This is a genomic window from Enterobacter sp. HK-058-C-ECC (genome assembly GCF_047531125.1).
Taxonomy (GTDB): Bacteria; Pseudomonadota; Gammaproteobacteria; order Enterobacterales; family Enterobacteriaceae; genus Enterobacter; species Enterobacter quasiroggenkampii.
Map to the genome: position 1 here is coordinate 133,963 of NZ_JBLKCH010000008.1, position 18,889 is coordinate 152,851.

Below are 18,889 nucleotides of genomic sequence, written 5' to 3' on the forward strand. Positions count from 1 at the left end.
AACAGCATATAAAAAAGCACAGGAAAGTGTTTTACAACAGTAAGATAGCGTTTACGGCAATTTTTTCTGTTTTTTGTGGGGCCACTCACAGCAGCAACTATAATATTTCATTTGTTTTACACTAAAAATTATAGGAAAAGTAAATGAATACTCAACCAAAATAAAAATCCCGAAGGTTTGGGCGGGAATTCCGTCCTCCTCCGGGAACTTTTTATTAATTTGAATTGTCTCGGAATCAACTGTCGCGATCAGTTAAGATTAGCAGGAAAATCATTCGGCAATTCACTGGCCGCACAGGCGATCACGCTTTCGTTATTGGCGCCGCAGTCACGTACAAAGGTGATAGTGGCAAATTCATCAATCACTTCCGTTGGATACGCCGGGCCCGCATCACGGTAGCTGTTCATCAGTGGAATATGATCGTTCTGGAAGCAGACGGTTTTTTCCGGGTTGTTCATGACCCAGCGCGGGAAGAAGATGGTGCCGTGGAACAGTTTGTCGCCCAGGTTCACAATCAGGCTGACGTCGGTACCGGTTGGCTCGGTCCAGGAAATTTTATAGATGCTCTCCCCTACCCGCACGATGTAAGCCTGCTGATCTTTCACCCAACGGTTTGCCACCAGACCGCTGTGAATACGGTAATCCAGGGTCGTCTCATTTTTGACGTAAATCTCGTAGTTCCAGCCGTTGTCGTAGGTATAAACAAGGTGTTTGCCAACGAAGCCGCTTAAGTCGTGTTTGTCGAAGGTGTTCATAAGATGTCTCCTTTGTTTTGATGAGACGATCGTACCCCTTCAAAAAATGAATGAATAACGCTATGTTTTAATCAAATTCATCCAAATTTTAGATAAATTATGCAAAAGACGACGCTTGAACAATGGTCTTTACTGGCGAAAGTGATCGAGGCGGGCAGCTTTGCCCGAGCGGCGGAAGAAACGCACCGCAGCCAGTCTTCGGTGAGCTATAACCTGTCGCTGCTGCAGGAGCGGCTGGGCGTGACCCTCCTGGTGCCGGAAGGACGACGGGCGGTGTTAACGCCGGCAGGAGAACTGCTGCTCAACCAGGTTAAACCGCTGCTGAAAGCCTTTTCGTACGTTGAGACGCGCGCAGCGACCCTTCGCAACGGAATGCGCACGCGGCTGGATCTGGTGGTGGATTCCATTTTCCCCCGCCGCCGCCTGTTTGCCATTCTGCGCCAGTTCCAGCAGCAGTATCCGCAAACCCAGGTACGACTCACCGAGGTGCTGGAAAACACCCGGGACGACGCCATTAACGACGAAGCCGATGTGATGGTCCTCACCCGCCGCCAGGACATGACCGGGCTCGGCGAATGGCTGATGAATATCGACTTTGTTGCCGTGGCCCACCATCAGCACCCCCTCTTTGACCTCGACGCGCCGCTTAACGATGACATGCTACGCCCGTGGCCGCTCATTCAGATTGCGGACAGCCAGCCCGCCGCGCGCGCGGCCGGTGAGTCATGGACCTTCTCCACCATCGATGCCGCCATTGAGGCCGTCCTCTCTCAGGTCGGCTACGGCTGGCTGCCGGAGGAACGCATCCAGACTCAGCTGGATCAAGGCATCCTGAAACGCCTGCCGCTGAGCCACGGTGCACGCAGAGCGACGCCGCTTCACCTGATTGTTAAGCGCTCCCTCGCCCCGCTTGACGAGCAGGTGGAGACGCTGCTGCGCCTTTTTAGCCAGGAGCCGTCATCCTCACCTGCTACGCTTTAAGGTCCGAACGTTAAAACGATAAGGAGCGGATGATGAAAATCGACTTTACGGGGAAAGTGGCGCTGGTGACCGCCTCAACCGGCGGGATCGGGTTCGCCATTGCCAGAGGGCTGGCAGAAAGCGGTGCCGAGGTGATCGTCAATGGCCGCAGCACGGAATCGGTGAATAATGGCATTCAGCAGCTGCAGCAGGTGGTGCCGGGCGTCCAGGTGCGCGCCGCGATTGCCGATCTCAGCACGGCGGAAGGGGTCGAGTCGCTGCTGAAGGTGGCGAATAACGTCGACATTCTGGTTAACAACGCCGGGATTTACGGCCCGCAGGATTTCTATTCCACCGACGATGAAACCTGGGAGCGTTACTGGCAGACCAACGTAATGTCCGGCGTGCGTCTGTCCCGCGCCTTGCTGCCAGGCATGGTGCAAAAAGGCTGGGGGCGGGTGGTGTTTATCTCCTCCGAGTCGGCCTGCAATATCCCGGCGGATATGATCCACTACGGGGTGACCAAAACGGCGCAGCTCTCCCTGGCGCGCGGGCTGGCGAAGTTCGTGGCGGGAAGCGGCGTGACGGTCAACAGCGTCTTGCCGGGGCCAACGATGTCGGACGGTTTCGCAGAGATGATGAAGGATGAAATCGAAAAAACCGGTAAATCGTTGGAGCAGCTGGCGAAAGAGTTTGTGATGGCCAACCGCCCCAGCTCGGTGATCCAGCGCGCGGCCACGGTTGAAGAGGTGGCCAATATGGTGATTTATGTCTGTTCGCCCCAGGCTTCCGCCACCTCGGGCGCGGCACTGCGCGTTGATGGCGGCGTCGTGGATGACATCATCTGAGGCTGTCAGGCTGCACGGCCTGCAACCCGACGGGCAGTAATGTAGTGCGCCTGCCAGTAAGCATCCGTCAGGGTTGAGACCGTGACGCCCTGGCTGCTTGATGCATGAATGAACTGGCTATTACCAATATAAACGCCGACATGCCTGCGGTTCGGACCCGTCTGGAAGAACACCAGATCTCCGGGCCTCAGGCGATATTGCGTCACCTGCACCCCGCGGTGGATCTGCTCGCCGGTCGTGCGCGGTAAATTAAGATGCGCCACATCGCTGAACAGGTGCTGCATGAGCGCGGAGCAATCCACCCCGCGGCGCGTGGTACCGCCCCACTGATACTGGGTTCCCTTCCACTTTTGGTATTGATCGAGCATGCGCACGCGCAGCGGGCCCGTATCCTGTTGCATCAGCGCAGATTTCGCTGGCGAGACTGCCAGTTCATGGTTCATCGATAACATCGACGCGGGAAGTTGAAAACTGAATGCAGAAAACGACGCAAAACTTAACGTAAGGATTGAAATAAACGATCTAAGAGTCATATCAAGAAAGAGGTAGTGAGTGAGTTTTTCCTTACCTGTGGGGGCCAAAGGGTTCCCCTAAATATCGTGCGATGTGGCGATAATATAGACAGATCGTTTTTTCACCAATTCTTATCGAGGCCAAAATTGGACTCACTTTGAGATCGCAAGATCGAGAAAAAAATGGTGGTGATGTAAGGACAGTCCTGGTAAAGCAGGTAAACTGATCCACAGAATGTGTATTTCAGCTAAGACGTATTTATGACCAATATGATTGCCGACGAGACGGTGGCGAAATCCAGCGTGCTCTCTGTCTTTGACTTTGATGGGACGTTAACACACCACGACAGCTTTATCCCTTTCCTGCGCTTTGCCTTCGGGAAACGTTACTTCGCGGGCCGCCTGGTGCGCATGGCACTGCCCACGCTCCACTGCGTGCGTCGCAAGCTGACGCGCGATGAGCTGAAGGAAGTGTTGATTAAAACGTTCCTGACGGGCGTGGATGAACACTGGTTGCGCCAGCAGGCGGAAGCGTTTTGCGAAAAATACTGGAACAAGCTGATGCGCCCCGAAGGGGTTCTGGCCGTGGCGGCCGAGGTGAATTCCGGTGCGGAGGTGACCATCTGTTCCGCGTCTCCGGCACTGGTGCTTCAGCCGTGGGCTGACAAACTGGGCATTAAGCTGATTGGCACGCAGCTGGAAGTGAAAAACGGCAAGCTGACGGGGCGCATCACGGGCCACAACTGCCGCTGCGCCCAGAAGGTGGCCAGGCTGGAAAAAGTGTATGGCGACCTGAACGCCTATCACCTGCGCGCCTGGGGAGACACCCGCGGCGACCACGAGCTGCTGGCGGCGGCGCAGGATCCGCACTGGCGGCACTTCCATCCGCCGCGCAAGCGCCGGAATTCACCGATTAAGGGTTAGGTGCGGTCTGGTGCCCTCACCCCAGCCCTCTCCCACAGGGAGAGGGAGAAAACCAAACTGTAGGCCCGGTAAGCGAAGCGCCGCCGGGCGGAACATCAGGCCTCACGTTTCCCCGGGAACATCACGCTCGCAATAATTCCCAGCGCCAGCACGCCCAATACCACAAACAGGCTGGCCGTCGCGCCAATGCTGTAACCGTGATGCCAGAAGTGATCGGTGGCATTTAACCCCAGCTTGAACGCCACGAAGAACAGCAGCAGCACCACGGCTTTCTCGAGGTGCACCAGATACTGCTTCAGCGCTTCCAGCACGAAGTAAAGCGTACGCAGACCGAGAATAGCGAACATCATGGCGCTATAGATAATCAGCGGCTCGCGGCTCACGGCAATAATGGCCGGCACGGAGTCAAACGCGAACATCACGTCAGAGAGTTCGACCACGGCCACGCACAGCAATAGCGGCGTCGCATAGCGCTTCGCCTTCTTCACGCGTCCGACCATCACGTCCTGGTTTTCCGGCTTTTCAAGCTCCGCATCCACCTCTTTCTGCGTCAGAATAAAGGCATTGCTGCTGATTTTCGGCCAGACCGGATAGAAGCGTTTTACCAGGCGATAGGCGAGATGACCCGAGTAATCTTCCACTTCGTCACTCTCTTCATTACGTCTGAGCATCATCACCGCCGTCCAGCCGACGACCAGCGCGAAAATCACTTCGACGTAGGGCCCCAGGCTTAACAGGCTGGTGCCGATAGCCACGAAAATACCGCGGAAGACAATCGCCCCCAGCACGCCCCAGTAGAGCACACGGTGACGGTACTTATCCGGCACGCCGAACCAGGCGAAGATCGCCATCATCACAAACAGGTTATCGACGGAGAGCACCTCTTCCAGCGCATAGCCGGTAAGGAACAGGCTCGCCATCTCGGCGCCGTGGTGAACGTACAGGAACCCGGCGAAGGCCATCGCCATCATGACCCAGAAGATGGACCACATTGCGGCGCTTTTCAGCGAGATCGGTTTGTCGTGACGGTGCATAAAGAGGTCGATAAACATCGCCCCAACGGCCATCACCACAAAGACAACAACGGTTTCCGTCGGGAAACCGAGATGAGCAGCAGACATACAAAACCCTTTTGGCAGACAAAACACAGAACCATGCAAACTGGCGTAAACCAGGAACGAAACAGGGCGGGCCGTTAATCAGCCTCTTCACCCTTAAAGCCGCAGCCCAATCGGCTACGCAAGGAGGGGGTACTTTACCTTACCAGGCGGGGATTGCGCATCTGCCGTTTAGGCGCTCATGCCACGTAAACGCTGCAGCACCGCGACCAAAACCGCCACAGACCAGCCTACCATCAACGCGCCCACCAGCCCTTCCACCCCGCCGATGAGCCGCCAGTGCTGGGGTAACGTGACGTCGCCGTACCCTACCGTCGCATAGCTCACCAGCGAAAAGTAGAAGCTGGTGTTCCAGTCATTAAACGCGTCGATGACAAAATAAAACGCAGCAAACAGCCCGGCTTCCAGGAGATGGGCGAAAATCATAGAGATCACGATGCCGACATTGCGTAAAACAATGCGTACCGCAGAATCGACCTCTAACGTAATGAATTTTAAAACGCCAAACATCCACAGCGAATGAATCACCACGGTTAGGGTAAGCAAAATAATAATGCTGAGTAGCTGCATGGTACGTGCTCTGACCAAAAGGAGTTTGGCCCCGCGAACGCGGCGGGGCATCTGGTCGAAGCTTAGCCGAAGGGAGAGGAAAAGTTGGTGCAATAATTGCGTTACGTGATTATTTCTCTGCCAGCACGTCCTGCTTGCGGCTGGTCAGCAGCCTTGAGCGATATCCGCAGCGCACTATCTGTGAGTCACCTCTTATTTACATCATTTAAACCTTCCATTAACTGGATAAAAAGAACGCGCCGTCGCTATAGTGGTTTTGTTTAATAAAACTAAGTTGTACCTGATAAAACAAAGAACACACCCTGCGAGGATACAATGACAGAACATTTACGTAACGGCGCGACCGCCACCGAGGACATAGAAAGAGAGACGATGCGGAAGGTGATCTGGCGTATTCTCCCGTTTCTGATTGTCAGTTACCTGGTCTCGATTATCGATCGCGGGAATATCGGCATGGCTTCGCTGCAGATGAATGAGGACCTTGGCCTCAGCAAAGCGGCGTTTGGCTTCGCCAGCAGCCTTTACTTCGTGGCCTATTTTTTGTTTGAGGTTCCCAGTAACCTGGCCATGCAGAAAGTCGGTGCCCGGCTGTGGATACCGCGCATTATGATCAGCTGGGGCATCGTCTCCATGGGCATGGCGCTGGTTCAAAATGCCACCTCGCTCTATATCGTCCGTTTTCTCCTCGGGGCAGCGGAAGCAGGCTTCTTCCCGGGCGTCGTGCTGTATCTGACCTGGTGGATCCCTGCCCGCTACCGCGCGCGCATTATTGCGTCCTTTATGGTCGCCATCCCGCTCGCTAACTTCATCGGCTCCCCGCTTTCCGGGTTGATACTGTCGCTGGATGGCTGGCTGGGTCTTCGCGGCTGGCATCTGCTGTTCATTATTGAAGGCTTACCTGCGGTACTGCTGGGTATTGCGGCCTGGTTTATTCTCCGGGATCGCCCTCATCAGGCGAAATGGCTCGGTGATGAACAGAAAAAGTGGCTGGAAACCACGCTTGAGACCGAGCGGAGCCAGCAAAAGAACATTGGACATCAGACGACGTGGCAGTTGCTGAAGCATCGTCAGATCTGGCTGATGGCGCTGATTTATGCGGGCGCATCGTCCGCGGGCACCACGATCAGCGTCTGGTCTCCTCAACTGCTGAAATCCTTCCATCTCGATAACCTTGAGACAGGTCTGTTTAACGCTATCCCTTACGGTCTGGCATCGGTTCTGATGATTGTCTGGGGACGACACTCCGATCGCACCAACGAACGCCGCTGGCATACCGCGCTGACGCTGTTCATGATTGCCGCCGGCGTGTTCGCTGCCTTTGTAAACGTCTCGCTCTTTGCCACTATCGTGATCCTGAGCATTATCCTGACAGGCGCGTATTCTGCGAAAGGGCCTTTCTGGGCGCTGGCATCCGGCTGGATGAGCAGCTCCTCGGCGGCAGCAGGTCTGGCCGCGATTGGCGCCATCGCGAACCTGATTGGCGGGGTGGTCATGGTAAATGCCTACGGCATAATCAGCGAGCAGACGGGCAGCTACACGCTGGCTATGCTTCCGCTGGCGGCGCTGTGCCTGGCCGGGGGTATCGCGGTGCTCATTATGGGACGGCAGGCCCGCAACGCTCAGCTACACGAAAAACAGGTCACGCATTCGTGATGACAAAAGCGGGACACGTGTCCCGCTTCTGCGTTTAAAGATTTTCTTCCGCCGCGTCGCTCGTTTCACCAAAGAACTGCAGACAGAAGGGCTTACTGGCTCCCATTTTTTGCGACAGACGGCTGGCCGCCGCCTTCATCAAAGGCCCTATCTCCTTCTCACGACGATCTTCCGTCAGCCGTGAGATGGGGCCGGTCAGGGCTAACGCCGCAACCAGCTTGTCGTGAACGCCGAAGACAGGCATCGCAAACGCCGCGGTGTGGGGATCGCGCGCGCCTGACGTGTAGAAAGGGAGTTCAGCGTCTCCCTCTGGCAGGCTCTCATTGAGCCCCCAATGGCGCAAGACCTTACTGATGGCCGAATTATCGAGCGGGAACTGGCTGCCGGGAAGATTGCTGTGTCGCAGGCCGTGCGACGCTTCCGCGCGAAACAGGCAAAGGCGCTGCCCACCCTCCAGCACATACCAGCTGGCACTTTCCTGAGACGCCAGGGAGAGCGCCTGAAGCTCTGGCTGAACCACCCGCGAAAGATGGAAAGATTGTTCATACAGCTTGCCGAGGTAAAGCAGACGTGGGCCAAGCGCATAATTGCCGTCTTCATGCCTGACGACGTAATTCATCCGTTCAAGAGAATTCATCAAGCGGTAAACCGTGGTTTTGTGATAACCCGACAGCTGTGCCAGCGCGGTCAGCGTCAGGCTCTCATCCCCAGGACGGAAGCAATCCAGTAAAGCCAGCGCTTTTTCAACCGCTACAACGCCTTCATTCCCCATCATTATCTCCTTGTTAGCCCGGCAGTGAGTGTACCTCAAATTTTGTGAGTCACTTCGTGTTTACATCACAAACGCCACCTCGGGTCTGGCTAAAAGGAAAGCAACACCGCTATAGTTGTTTTGTTCTGTACACCTGCGTTGTACTAAGTAAAACAATATGGAGGCATTCATGTCCTTTTCTGAAAAAAAACCGATTAATCGCCAGTTCGAACGCGTTTCTGCCGAGGACGTTCGTCGGGCTGCCGAGTATCAGGCAGCCATTCTGGCCGACGTGGCTGGTCGCCGCGGTACGCTTCACGGCCGCATCAAACCGCTGGCTCCTCACATGTCCGTTGCGGGTCCGGCCATCACCGTGGAAGTCCGTCCGGGTGATAATCTGGCGATTCATGCCGCGATGGCGGTTGCGCAACCCGGCGATGTCCTGGTCGTCGATGGCAAAGGCGACCTGAGCTGCGCGCTGCTGGGCGAAATCATGGCCACTCAGGCTCAGGCGAGCGGCATTGCGGGCATCATTATTGACGGTGCTGTACGTGACGCCGATTCCCTGAGCAAAGGTCACTACCCTGTCTTTTCTGCCGGTCTGAACCCCTGCGGTCCGACAAAGTTAATTTCTGGCCGGGTTAATCATCCCATTTCAGTCGCCGGGGCGACGGTTCAGGCCGGGGATCTGGTTGTCGCGGATATCGACGGCGTGGTCGTCATCCCGCGCGATGAGGTTCAGCAGGTTATCGCGCTGGCAAAAGAAAAGCTGGAGATGGAGACCCGGCGTCTTGCCGCCATCCGTGAAGGCGATTTGCGTCCACACTGGCTTGATGACGCGCTTCGTAAGGCAGGTATGTTAGCTGACGGGGAGACGCTGTGATGGGGGGCAAAGACGTAGTTTTGGTTACCGGAAGCGACCTGGCGGAGCAGGCCATGGTGATGCTGCAGGGCTTTGAGGTGGTGTTTGCGGGCCGCCAGCCGACAGAAGATGACCTGATCGCGCTGTGTGAACGACACAATCCCGTGGCGATTCTGGTTCGTTACGGCCGGATCACCGCGAAAGTCATGGATGCCGCCCCGGCTCTGCAGGTTATTTCCAAGCACGGAAGCGGGATCGATGTGATAGACCAGACGGCAGCGGCCGAGCGCAATATCGCCGTCCGCGCGGCCCCAGGCGCAAACGCGGCGGCAGTGGCTGAACATACCTGGGCGCTGATCCTCGCCTGCGCAAAGTCCTTGGTGCCTCTGGACAAGCGGTTACGGGACGGGCACTGGGATAAGGCGACGCATAAATCCATTGAGCTGGAGGGATTAACCCTGGGGCTAATCGGATTGGGCGCTATCGGCTCGCGCGTGGCAACTATTGGTCATGCCTTCGGTATGAAGGTGCTGGCTTACGATCCTTATGCTAAGTCCATGCCCGCCCTGTGCGAACGCGCAGAGACGCTGACCGGACTTCTTTCCCGTTCCGATGTCATCTCTTTGCACTGTCCGCTAACCGATGAGAATCGGGGAATGATCAATAGCGAGACGCTCGCACACTGCAAGCGGAACGCCATTCTGGTCAATACGGCACGCGGTGGACTGATCCACAGTGAATCGTTACTGGCGGCGCTCCGGGATGGCACGCTGCACAGCGCAGCGCTGGACAGCTTTACCCACGAGCCGCTGACGGCGCCGCACCTCTGGCAGTCTGTAGAAAACGTGGTTATTTCACCGCATATCGGCGGCGTTACCGCCGCGTCATACATCAAGATGGGGACCGTGGCCGCGAGCAATATTCTGGCCGTGACTGACGCCACCACCGTCAGCCCGTAAAGCCAAGCGTGACGAGTGGCAGCGCGCTGATGTCACTTGTCTTCTGCCAGCGCCTGAGCACATGCCCAGGCACTTGCCCATGCCCACTGGAAGTTGTATCCGCCGAGCCAGCCGGTGACGTCCATCACTTCGCCAATAAAATAGAGCCCCGGTACGTTGCGCGCTTCCATGGTGCGGGAAGAGAGTTCATTCGTATCAACCCCGCCCAGCGTGACTTCCGCGGTGCGGTAGCCTTCCGTGCCGTTTGGCTGCACGCGCCAGTTTGTCAGGGTCTCCACCAGCGTCTCCTGCTCGCGGCTGTTAAGCTGCTTAAGCGACACGTCGGGGATCTGCCCCAGCACCTGCAAACACTCCACCAGACGCTTCGGCAGCTGCATTGCCAGCGTGTTTTTCAGGCTTTGATTCGGGTGTGCGGTACGCTGCTCGTTGAGGAACGCATCGAGATCGCAGTCCGGGAGCAGGTTAACCGTGACAAACTCCCCCGGCTGCCAGTAGCTGGAGATTTGCAGGACCGCCGGGCCGGAGAGGCCGCGATGGGTAAAGAGCAGGTTTTCGCGAAACACCGTGCCGTCTTCGGCGGTGATAACGGAGGGAACAGATACGCCAGACAGCGTCTGAAGCTGTTCCAGAAGCGGTTTATGCAGCGTGAACGGCACCAGCCCGGCGCGCGTAGGCAAAACGTTCAGGCCAAACTGTTCGGCAATCTTATAGCCGAACGGGGAAGCGCCCAGCCCCGGCATAGAGAGGCCGCCGCTGGCGATCACCAGATTATCGGCACTGACGGTTTCGCCGTTGAGCTGCAGCGTGTAGCCCTGGTCGTCACGGGAAACCTCCAGCACCTCGGTGCGCAGGCGCATGACCACGCCGCCCTTCTCGCACTCGGCCACCAGCATATCGACAATCTGCTGCGCGGAGTCGTCGCAGAACAGCTGGCCCAGCGTCTTCTCATGCCATGCGATACCGTGCTTACCCACCAGATCGATAAAGTCCCACTGGGTATAACGCGCCAGCGCAGATTTACAAAAATGACGGTTTTGGCTCAAATAGGCCGCGGGTTCAACATACAGGTTAGTAAAGTTGCAGCGCCCGCCGCCGGACATCAGGATCTTACGGCCTGGCTTTTTACCGTTATCCAGCAGCAGCACGCGACGACCCGCCTGTCCGGCCATTGCCGCACAAAACATACCCGCCGCACCGGCGCCAATTACCACGGCATCAAACCTTTCCACGTCAAAACCCTCTTTGTTAACTGCCGCGGATTGTAAAGTTTCCTCTGTGGTCACACCAGCGTAAAAAGATATTACAAAGCCATTCCATTGAAATTTAAAGAATATCCTTTCAGGCACTTTTCTCAATTCAGGTGGTATGTCAAAAAAAGTCTATATTTCACTTTGCCCGTTGCGCATTTGTCCTGGATAATGCGCCGCGTTCATGTCCTCAAAATGGCGTAACGTCCTATGCTACATTTGTTTGTCGGCCTGGATTTACATACCGGGCTTTTACTCTTGCTTGCTCTGGTTTTTGTACTGTTTTACGAAGCGATCAACGGCTTCCACGACACTGCAAACGCAGTAGCGACGGTTATCTACACTCGCGCAATGCGATCGCAGCTTGCGGTTGTTATGGCGGCGGTATTTAACTTTTTTGGTGTCCTCCTGGGCGGACTGAGCGTTGCGTATGCCATTGTGCATATGCTGCCAACAGATCTGCTGCTTAACGTAAGTTCTGGCCATGGCCTCGCTATGGTGTTCTCAATGCTGCTTGCTGCAATTATCTGGAACCTCGGTACCTGGTATTTCGGCCTGCCTGCATCCAGTTCTCACACCCTCATCGGCGCGATTATCGGTATCGGGTTAACCAACGCCCTCATGACCGGTACATCGGTTGTTGATGCGTTAAATATCCCGAAAGTTCTGGGGATCTTTGCCTCTCTCATCGTCTCCCCTATCGTGGGTCTGGTGGTGGCGGGCGGGCTGATCTTCATCCTGCGTCGTTACTGGAGCAATACCAAAAAACGCTCCCGTATTCACCTGACGCCAGCAGAGCGTGAAAAGAAAGACGGCAAGAAAAAGCCGCCATTCTGGACGCGTATCGCCCTGATCATTTCCGCAATCGGTGTGGCTTTCTCACACGGCGCGAACGATGGTCAGAAAGGCATTGGTCTGGTGATGCTGGTACTGATCGGCGTTGCTCCGGCAGGCTTCGTGGTTAACATGAACGCCTCCGGCTACGAAATCACCCGGACCCGTGATGCGGTCAACAACGTTGAAACCTACTTCCAGCAGCACCCTGAGCTGCTGAAAAAAGCGACCGGCGTTGACCAGTTGATTCCGTCTCCGGAAGCCGGTGCTACCACCGCGCCTGGCGAATTCCACTGCCATCCGGCAAACGCGATTAACGCGCTGGAACGTGCCAAAGGCATGCTGGGCAATATCGAAAGTTATGACAAACTGACCGTTGAGCAGCGTGGTCAGCTGCGTCGCATTATGCTGTGCATCTCTGATGTAACGGATAAAGTGGCGAAGCTGCCTGACGTGAATGCTGACGACCAGCGTCTCCTGAAGAAACTGAAAGGCGATATGCTCAACACCATTGAGTACGCGCCAATCTGGATCATCATGGCGGTCGCACTGGCACTCGGTATCGGTACGATGATTGGCTGGCGCCGTGTGGCGACCACCATCGGCGAGAAGATCGGTAAGAAAGGCATGACCTATGCGCAGGGTATGTCCGCGCAGATGACGGCGGCAGTGTCTATCGGTCTGGCGAGCTACACCGGTATGCCGGTATCCACCACCCACGTACTCTCCTCGTCCGTGGCAGGTACCATGATTGTTGACGGTGGCGGCCTGCAGCGCAAAACCGTGACCAACATTCTGATGGCCTGGGTGTTCACCCTTCCGGCATCCATCCTGCTGTCTGGCGGGCTGTACTGGATTTCGCTGAAGCTGATTTAATCGGTTGAAGGCGACAAAAAAGCGGGTCAGGAAACTGACCCGCTTTTTTTATGGCTGTTATTTGCAATCGAACAGTTTATAACATTAGGATTTCCTGAACATTTTTTGCTCAAAAGCGTTGCGAAGATAACACTATGATGGCGGTCAGAAGAAAAACCAGACAAAGGAGAATGTATGGCTTCTGTCCCAATTTCAGGACCTGGCTCAATGGTTATAGCAAATAATATGCGTGAAGCACGTCTTCATGGCATGTCGCGTAACATGGCCACTCCCTCAACGTATTACTGGTTCTACCAAAAAGTCCGAAATGGTGGTCCCTGGGATTACAAAAAGTTCGACCCTTATTTTGCTGCATTTGGTAATTTCAACTTCGGAGCCGCCGGAACTGCAGCAGGCATTCCTGCAAACATCCTTCTTATGGGAGCAGGTTGGGCTCAAAGCCGTGCTGGCACGTCAAAACCTGAATGGGGAAAATGGTACGAAAAGCCGCCTTACGGGGACGATCCAACGGACCAACGCAATATCAGAGAAGGAATAGAGTATGCCATTCAAAACGGCTACTAAATGGATTCATCGCCTTGTTACGGTTTCGCTTCTGGCTCTGGTCATTGGATTTGTGTGGCTAAACCACCAGCCTAATCAGCGAAATAACGATGCAATTCAACGCGTTTATAAATTATCTGACAGCGTCTGGCTCTATATGACCGTGAACAATCAGGGTGGCGCCACCGTACCCACAATCTACCGTTACTATCTCTCGGAAAAGATAACAGGGAAAGACACCGACATTATCCATCAGTTGGCTATGAAGCATCCTGTCATTGAAGGTACGGGTACAATCACTGCGGCCAGCATTGATACAAACGGAGACGTTAATATCGCCTATAGCGGGAAGGTTACTTCGATTGAGACCAATATCTCCAATCTGCGGTTCTCAGTTAAGCCTTGAACTAGCGAAAAGAAGGCGGGGTTGACCCCGCCTGTTGTGATGCTCAGTGCCAAATCATCAATGCAATCATGCTGACCACGACCAGGCCACACAGGGCGCTGGTTAAAATGAACTGACGACGCAGGCGCTCGCAGCGACGGATAAACTCTTCATCGTGATGATCGCGGTAGCGCTGGTAGTAGATATATCCCACCAGACGCATCTGTTTGCTGGGCTGTCCATGCGAGGTGAAGAACCCTCCACCGTCCACATACTGATAAAGCAACGGATCGCAACCACGAAGTACCACTAACAGCGCACGTAACGATGAGAAGTAGCGCGCCATATTCACTATGCAAACCACGCATAACGCCCAAAACAATGCGACGGTGCTAATCATACATCCTCCCCGGCGTCCGCCCACGAAGCAAGGCTTCTGAGCTACCGCACCCCAATGCCCTGACAGACAGTTCAGTGAAAGAATGACCAAAAGTCGATCCGGTTCGCGTTTTAATATCCGAACGGCTCATTTAATAGTGTAGGAGATCCGTTAATTTTTTTGCCACAAGGTTAATCGTTATCAACACCAAAGCTTGAAAAATATGTTTAACTGGGCCGTAATGAAAGCATCAGACGACGGCTTTCCCATTTAGTCATCGATAACTTAAGGAAGGAGTAACACTATGGCTTACAAACACATTCTCATCGCGGTAGACCTCTCCCCGGAGAGCAAAGTGCTGGTTGATAAAGCGGTATCCATGGCACGTCCCTACAACGCGAAAGTTTCGCTGATTCACGTTGATGTGAATTACTCCGACCTCTACACCGGTCTGATCGACGTCAATCTGGGCGATATGCAGAAGCGTATCTCCGAAGAGACGCACCACGCCCTGAGCGAACTGTCCACTAACGCAGGCTACCCGATTACCGAAACCCTGAGCGGCAGCGGCGACCTGGGCCAGGTACTGGTTGATGCGATCAAGAAATATGACATGGACCTGGTGGTGTGCGGTCACCATCAGGACTTCTGGAGCAAGCTGATGTCTTCCGCGCGCCAGCTGATTAACACCGTTCACGTGGATATGCTGATTGTTCCACTGCGTGACGAAGAAGACGAGTAAGTGCAAAAAAGCCCGGTGGCGCTAACGCTTACCGGGCCTACAAACGGCACTAACTGTAGGCCGGGTAAGGCGAAGCCGCCACCCGGCTTTTTTTTATTCCGGCGTGCCTGAGTAGATATCAAACCGGTGCCCTTTGGTGGTCACCGCATTGGTCGTGGCAACGTCCGCCAGCGGCGGCGCATAGTCAGGGCGTTTCACCACCACCCGCTTCGTCGCCAGCTGGCGAGCCGGCGCCAGCAGGCCATCCGCATCCAGATCAGGCCCCACCAGAGACTGAAACACCCGCATCTCTTTCTTCACCAGCGCGCTTTTCTGCTTGTGCGGAAACATCGGGTCGAGATAGACCACCTGCGGGCGCGGGGTGATATCGGTCAGCGCCGTCAGGCTCGAGGCGTGGATCAGCTGCAATCGTTCCTGCAACCACGGGCCGATGTCCGGATCCGCGTAGCCACGGCTCAGACCGTCGTCGAGCAGGGCCGCCACTACCGGATTACGCTCCAGCATCCGCACCCGACAGCCGACAGACGCCAGTACAAAAGCATCGCGCCCCAGCCCCGCCGTGGCATCGACCACGTCCGGCAGATAGCTTCCTTTAATCCCAACCGCTTTAGCCACCGCTTCGCCGCGACCGCCGCCGAACTTGCGCCGGTGCGCCATGGCACCACCGACAAAATCGACAAAAATCCCGCCGAGCTTCGGTTCGTCGCGCTTACGTAATTCGAGATGTTCTGGTGTCATCACCAGCGCCATCGGGTTTTCATCATCGTGCTCCAGCCCCCAGCGGGCGGCCAGAACAGATAAGGCGCCGTCTCCGGCGCCCGTTTCATCCACTAAGCAGATCTTCACGTAACAATCAGCCTTTGATCCCGTAATGCTCAAGCATCGCATCCAGCTGCGGCTCGCGTCCGCGGAAGCGTTTGAACAGCACCATTGGCTCTTCGGAACCGCCGCGGGTCAGGATATTGTCGAGGAACGACTGGCCGGTTTCGCGGTTGAAGATCCCCTCTTCTTCGAAACGAGAGAAGGCATCCGCAGCCAGCACGTCGGCCCACAGGTAGCTGTAGTAACCCGCCGCGTAACCGCCTGCAAAGATATGGCTGAACGCGTGCGGGAAGCGGCCCCAGGTTGGCCCAGGAATAACGGCAACCTGCTTTTTAATCTCGGCCAGGGTTTCAAGAATTTTCGCGCCCTGCTCCGGGCTGAACTCGGCGTGCAGGCGGAAATCGAACAGGCCGAACTCCAGCTGACGCAGGATAAACATCGCCGCCTGGTAGTTCTTCGCCGCCAGCATTTTATCCAGCAGTTCTTTCGGCAGTGGTTCGCCGGTCTCATAGTGACCGGAGATAAACGCCAGCGCGTCCGGCTCCCAGCACCAGTTTTCCATAAACTGGCTCGGCAGCTCGACCGCATCCCACGGCACACCGCTGATGCCTGCCACGCCTGCGGTTTCGATGCGGGTCAGCATATGGTGCAGACCGTGTCCGAACTCGTGGAACAGGGTGATCACTTCGTCGTGGGTAAAGAGCGCAGGTTTGCCATTCACCGGACGGTTGAAGTTACAGGTCAGGTAGGCGACCGGCTTCTGCAGAGAACCGTCTGCTTTACGCATCTGGCCCACGCAGTCGTCCATCCACGCCCCGCCGCGCTTGTTCTCACGCGCGTAGAGATCGAGATAGAAGCTGCCGCGCAGTTCGTTTTTCTCGTCATACAGTTCAAAGAAGCGCACGTCCGGGTGCCAGACGTCGATATCGGTACGCTCTTTGGCGGTGATGCCATAGATGCGCTTCACCACTTCAAACAGGCCGTTAACGGCTTTGTTTTCCGGGAAATACGGGCGCAGCTGCTCGTCGCTGATGCTGTAGAGGTGCTGCTTCTGTTTTTCGCTGTAGTAAGCAATGTCCCACGGCTGCAGCTCGTCCACGCCGAACTCCGCTTTCGCGAAGGCGCGCAGCTGGGCCAGCTCTTTTTCACCCTGTGGACGGGCGCGTTTCGCCAGATCGGTCAGGAAGTCGAGCACCTGCTGCGGATTTTCCGCCATTTTGGTGGCGAGGGATTTATCGGCGTAGTTTTCGAAGCCCAGCAGTTGGGCCAGCTCGTGGCGCAGGGCGAGGATTTCCGCCATGACCGGGCTGTTGTCCCACTTACCGGCATTCGGCCCCTGATCGGAGGCGCGGGTGCTGTAGGCGCGGTACATCTCTTCGCGAAGCGCCTGGTTGTCGCAATAGGTCATCACCGGCAGATAGCTCGGGATATCCAGGGTTAGCAGGAAGCCGTCCTGCTCTTTCGCCTCGGCCTGCGCTTTTGCCGCCGCCAGAGCGCTTTCCGGCATGCCGGAAAGCTCCGCTTCGTCGGTGATCAGCTTCGTCCAGCCCATGGTGGCGTCGAGCACGTTGTTGCTGTACTGGTTGCCCAGCTCGGACAGGCGCGCGGCGATTTCACCGTAGCGGGTCTGCTTCTCTTTTGGCAGGCCAATCCCGGACAGCTCAAAATCACGCAGGGCGTTATCGACCGATTTTTTCTGCGCCGTGTTCAGTTCGGCATAATGGTCGCCGTCGCGCAGGTCGCGATAGGCTTTGTAGAGCCCTTCGTGCTGGCCAACCCAGGTGCTGTACTCAGAGAGCAGTGGCAGGGTTTGCTCGTAGGCTTCGCGCAGCTCCGGGCTGTTTTTTACCGAGTTCAGGTGGCTCACCGGGGAGAAGATGCGCCCCAGCACGTCGTCCACTTCGGCCAGCGGCTGACACAGATTTTCCCAGGTGTACGGCGCGCCCTGCGCTACCACGCTTTCTACCGCCGCGCGGCAGTTGTCCAGCGATTGCGTAACGGCTGGAACCACATGCTCGGGGAGGATTTTAGAAAACGGCGGCAACGAAAAAGGCGTCAGTAATGGATTGGTCATAAACGCTGTCCTGTTGAATAAGATGAATGAAGCGCGCATCCGGCGCTGTGCATATGCGATCTAGAATGGGGTTAAGTGTAGAGGATTTCAATGCCGGACGTTGTCGAAAAGAGCCCGGTGGCGCTGCGCTTACCGGGCCTACGGGTAATCTGCGCCGTTCTGCTGTAAACTGTGGCAAATCGTCAATTCAGCGGAATATCATTACCCATGCTCAGTTATCGCCACAGCTTCCACGCAGGCAACCACGCCGACGTCCTTAAACACACCGTTCAGAGCCTGATCATCGAATCGCTCAAAGAGAAAGAGAAGCCGTTTCTCTATCTGGACACCCACGCGGGCGCGGGCCGTTATCAACTGAGCGGTGAGCATGCCGAGCGTACCGGTGAATATCTGGAAGGGATCGCCCGCATCTGGCAGCAGGACGACCTGCCTGCCGAGCTGGAGCCGTACATCGGCGTGGTGAATCACTTCAACCGCAACGGCCAGCTGCGTTACTACCCGGGATCCCCGCTGATTGCCCGCCAGCTGCTGCGCGAGCAGGACAGCATCCAGTTGACCGAGCTGCACCCGAGCGACTTCCCGCTGCTGCGCTCTGAATTCCAGAAAGACAGCCGCGCCCGCGTGGAAAAAGCCGACGGCTACCAGCAACTGAAAGCCAAGCTGCCGCCGGTCTCCCGTCGCGGCCTGGTGCTGATCGACCCGCCGTACGAAATCAAAACCGACTATCAGGCGGTGGTGACCGGCATCCACGAAGGCTACAAACGCTTCGCCACCGGGACATACGCCCTGTGGTATCCGGTGGTGCTGCGTGCGCAAATTAAGCGCATGATCAAAGACCTGGAAGCCACCGGCATCCGCAAAATTCTGCAGATCGAGCTGGCGGTACGTCCGGACAGCGACCAGCGCGGCATGACCGCCTCGGGCATGATCGTCATTAACCCGCCGTGGAAGCTCGAAGCGCAGATGAACAACGTGCTGCCGTGGCTGCACAAAACGCTGGTGCCAGCCGGTACGGGCCATACCTCCGTCAGTTGGATCGTCCCGGAGTAATCGCAGCCATCGGTGGAAACTATTG

20 protein-coding genes are annotated in these 18,889 nt (G+C 56.1%); 11 read left to right on the forward strand and 9 right to left on the reverse strand.

Annotation, left to right across the window (positions count from 1 at the left end; genetic code table 11):
* Nucleotides 1-248: 248 nt before the first annotated feature.
* A complete protein-coding gene (locus tag ACMWJS_RS16525; RefSeq protein WP_024908855.1) occupies nucleotides 249-755 on the reverse strand; it encodes a phenolic acid decarboxylase in 507 nt (168 codons plus the stop codon).
* Nucleotides 756-854: 99 nt separating this feature from the next.
* Between ACMWJS_RS16525 and ACMWJS_RS16530 the strand changes: the two genes are divergently transcribed.
* Both ACMWJS_RS16530 and ACMWJS_RS16535 read left to right on the forward strand, forming a co-directional pair.
* The gene (locus tag ACMWJS_RS16530; RefSeq protein ID WP_414747319.1) at nucleotides 855-1,736 is read left to right on the forward strand and encodes a LysR family transcriptional regulator; all 882 of its coding nucleotides are present in this window, start codon (nucleotides 855-857) and stop codon (nucleotides 1,734-1,736) included.
* Nucleotides 1,737-1,768: 32 nt separating this feature from the next.
* Nucleotides 1,769-2,563: an SDR family NAD(P)-dependent oxidoreductase gene (locus ACMWJS_RS16535; RefSeq protein ID WP_414747330.1), complete on the forward strand. Its 795-nt coding sequence runs from the start codon at nucleotides 1,769-1,771 to the stop codon at nucleotides 2,561-2,563.
* Nucleotides 2,564-2,568: 5 nt separating this feature from the next.
* Here ACMWJS_RS16535 and ACMWJS_RS16540 read toward each other — a convergent pair whose 3' ends face one another.
* Nucleotides 2,569-3,015: an NlpC/P60 family protein gene (locus ACMWJS_RS16540; RefSeq protein WP_414747320.1), complete on the reverse strand. Its 447-nt coding sequence runs from the start codon at nucleotides 3,013-3,015 to the stop codon at nucleotides 2,569-2,571.
* Between the two features lie 321 nt (nucleotides 3,016-3,336).
* Here ACMWJS_RS16540 and ACMWJS_RS16545 point away from each other — a divergent pair, with 321 nt between their 5' ends.
* Entirely contained in the window at nucleotides 3,337-3,999 is a 663-nt protein-coding gene (locus ACMWJS_RS16545) for an HAD family hydrolase (protein WP_074180434.1), read from the forward strand.
* Between the two features lie 95 nt (nucleotides 4,000-4,094).
* Here ACMWJS_RS16545 and ACMWJS_RS16550 read toward each other — a convergent pair whose 3' ends face one another.
* Together ACMWJS_RS16550 and ACMWJS_RS16555 are read right to left on the reverse strand one after the other, a co-directional pair.
* Nucleotides 4,095-5,120, reverse strand: a complete 1,026-nt coding sequence (locus ACMWJS_RS16550; RefSeq protein ID WP_023616134.1) for a TerC/Alx family metal homeostasis membrane protein — start codon at nucleotides 5,118-5,120, stop codon at nucleotides 4,095-4,097.
* A gap of 168 nt (nucleotides 5,121-5,288) precedes the next feature.
* Nucleotides 5,289-5,687 (reverse strand): potassium channel family protein, encoded by a 399-nt coding sequence (locus tag ACMWJS_RS16555; protein ID WP_024908850.1) that lies wholly within the window; start codon nucleotides 5,685-5,687, stop codon nucleotides 5,289-5,291.
* A 315-nt stretch (nucleotides 5,688-6,002) separates the two neighbouring features.
* Between ACMWJS_RS16555 and ACMWJS_RS16560 the strand changes: the two genes are divergently transcribed.
* Nucleotides 6,003-7,340 carry an MFS transporter gene (locus ACMWJS_RS16560; RefSeq protein WP_414747321.1) on the forward strand — a complete coding sequence of 446 codons (1,338 nt, stop codon included), beginning with the start codon at nucleotides 6,003-6,005 and terminating at the stop codon, nucleotides 7,338-7,340.
* 34 nt (nucleotides 7,341-7,374) lie between these two features.
* On the opposite strand, the gene ACMWJS_RS16565 is transcribed toward ACMWJS_RS16560, so the two are convergent.
* The gene (locus ACMWJS_RS16565; protein WP_167214992.1) at nucleotides 7,375-8,112 is read right to left on the reverse strand and encodes an IclR family transcriptional regulator; all 738 of its coding nucleotides are present in this window, start codon (nucleotides 8,110-8,112) and stop codon (nucleotides 7,375-7,377) included.
* Between the two features lie 169 nt (nucleotides 8,113-8,281).
* On the opposite strand from ACMWJS_RS16565, the gene ACMWJS_RS16570 reads away from it, so the two are divergent.
* On the forward strand, nucleotides 8,282-8,974 hold the full coding sequence (locus tag ACMWJS_RS16570) for an RraA family protein (protein ID WP_196347278.1): 693 nt from the start codon (nucleotides 8,282-8,284) through the stop codon (nucleotides 8,972-8,974).
* The gene (locus ACMWJS_RS16575; RefSeq protein WP_414747331.1) at nucleotides 8,974-9,912 is read left to right on the forward strand and encodes an NAD(P)-dependent oxidoreductase; all 939 of its coding nucleotides are present in this window, start codon (nucleotides 8,974-8,976) and stop codon (nucleotides 9,910-9,912) included. Before ACMWJS_RS16570 ends, ACMWJS_RS16575 begins: the two co-directional genes overlap by 1 nt.
* Before the next feature lie 32 nt (nucleotides 9,913-9,944).
* Here ACMWJS_RS16575 and ACMWJS_RS16580 read toward each other — a convergent pair whose 3' ends face one another.
* Complete coding sequence (locus ACMWJS_RS16580) at nucleotides 9,945-11,141, reverse strand: NAD(P)/FAD-dependent oxidoreductase (RefSeq protein ID WP_048226402.1); 1,197 nt, start codon at nucleotides 11,139-11,141, stop codon at nucleotides 9,945-9,947.
* Between the two features lie 228 nt (nucleotides 11,142-11,369).
* On the opposite strand from ACMWJS_RS16580, the gene pitA reads away from it, so the two are divergent.
* The 3 genes from pitA to ACMWJS_RS16595 all read left to right on the forward strand — a co-directional run bounded on the left by pitA (nucleotide 11,370) and on the right by ACMWJS_RS16595 (nucleotide 13,818).
* Nucleotides 11,370-12,869, forward strand: coding sequence for an inorganic phosphate transporter PitA (gene pitA / locus ACMWJS_RS16585; RefSeq protein WP_414747322.1), 1,500 nt, complete (start codon nucleotides 11,370-11,372; stop codon nucleotides 12,867-12,869).
* Nucleotides 12,870-13,043: 174 nt separating this feature from the next.
* The gene (locus ACMWJS_RS16590) at nucleotides 13,044-13,433 is read left to right on the forward strand and encodes a polymorphic toxin type 44 domain-containing protein (protein WP_063622762.1); all 390 of its coding nucleotides are present in this window, start codon (nucleotides 13,044-13,046) and stop codon (nucleotides 13,431-13,433) included.
* A complete protein-coding gene (locus tag ACMWJS_RS16595; protein ID WP_414747323.1) occupies nucleotides 13,411-13,818 on the forward strand; it encodes a hypothetical protein in 408 nt (135 codons plus the stop codon). Before ACMWJS_RS16590 ends, ACMWJS_RS16595 begins: the two co-directional genes overlap by 23 nt.
* A gap of 43 nt (nucleotides 13,819-13,861) precedes the next feature.
* On the opposite strand, the gene uspB is transcribed toward ACMWJS_RS16595, so the two are convergent.
* On the reverse strand, nucleotides 13,862-14,197 hold the full coding sequence (gene uspB, locus ACMWJS_RS16600) for a universal stress protein UspB (protein WP_003861224.1): 336 nt from the start codon (nucleotides 14,195-14,197) through the stop codon (nucleotides 13,862-13,864).
* 283 nt (nucleotides 14,198-14,480) lie between these two features.
* On the opposite strand from uspB, the gene uspA reads away from it, so the two are divergent.
* Nucleotides 14,481-14,918 (forward strand): universal stress protein UspA, encoded by a 438-nt coding sequence (gene uspA / locus ACMWJS_RS16605; protein ID WP_003861223.1) that lies wholly within the window; start codon nucleotides 14,481-14,483, stop codon nucleotides 14,916-14,918.
* Nucleotides 14,919-15,011: 93 nt separating this feature from the next.
* Here uspA and rsmJ read toward each other — a convergent pair whose 3' ends face one another.
* Nucleotides 15,012-15,764 (reverse strand): 16S rRNA (guanine(1516)-N(2))-methyltransferase RsmJ, encoded by a 753-nt coding sequence (gene rsmJ / locus ACMWJS_RS16610; RefSeq protein ID WP_414747324.1) that lies wholly within the window; start codon nucleotides 15,762-15,764, stop codon nucleotides 15,012-15,014.
* Nucleotides 15,765-15,771: 7 nt separating this feature from the next.
* Nucleotides 15,772-17,814: an oligopeptidase A gene (prlC, locus tag ACMWJS_RS16615; RefSeq protein ID WP_048027782.1), complete on the reverse strand. Its 2,043-nt coding sequence runs from the start codon at nucleotides 17,812-17,814 to the stop codon at nucleotides 15,772-15,774.
* 207 nt (nucleotides 17,815-18,021) lie between these two features.
* Here prlC and ACMWJS_RS16620 point away from each other — a divergent pair, with 207 nt between their 5' ends.
* Nucleotides 18,022-18,864, forward strand: coding sequence for a 23S rRNA (adenine(2030)-N(6))-methyltransferase RlmJ (locus ACMWJS_RS16620; protein WP_008503119.1), 843 nt, complete (start codon nucleotides 18,022-18,024; stop codon nucleotides 18,862-18,864).
* Nucleotides 18,865-18,889 lie beyond the last annotated feature (25 nt).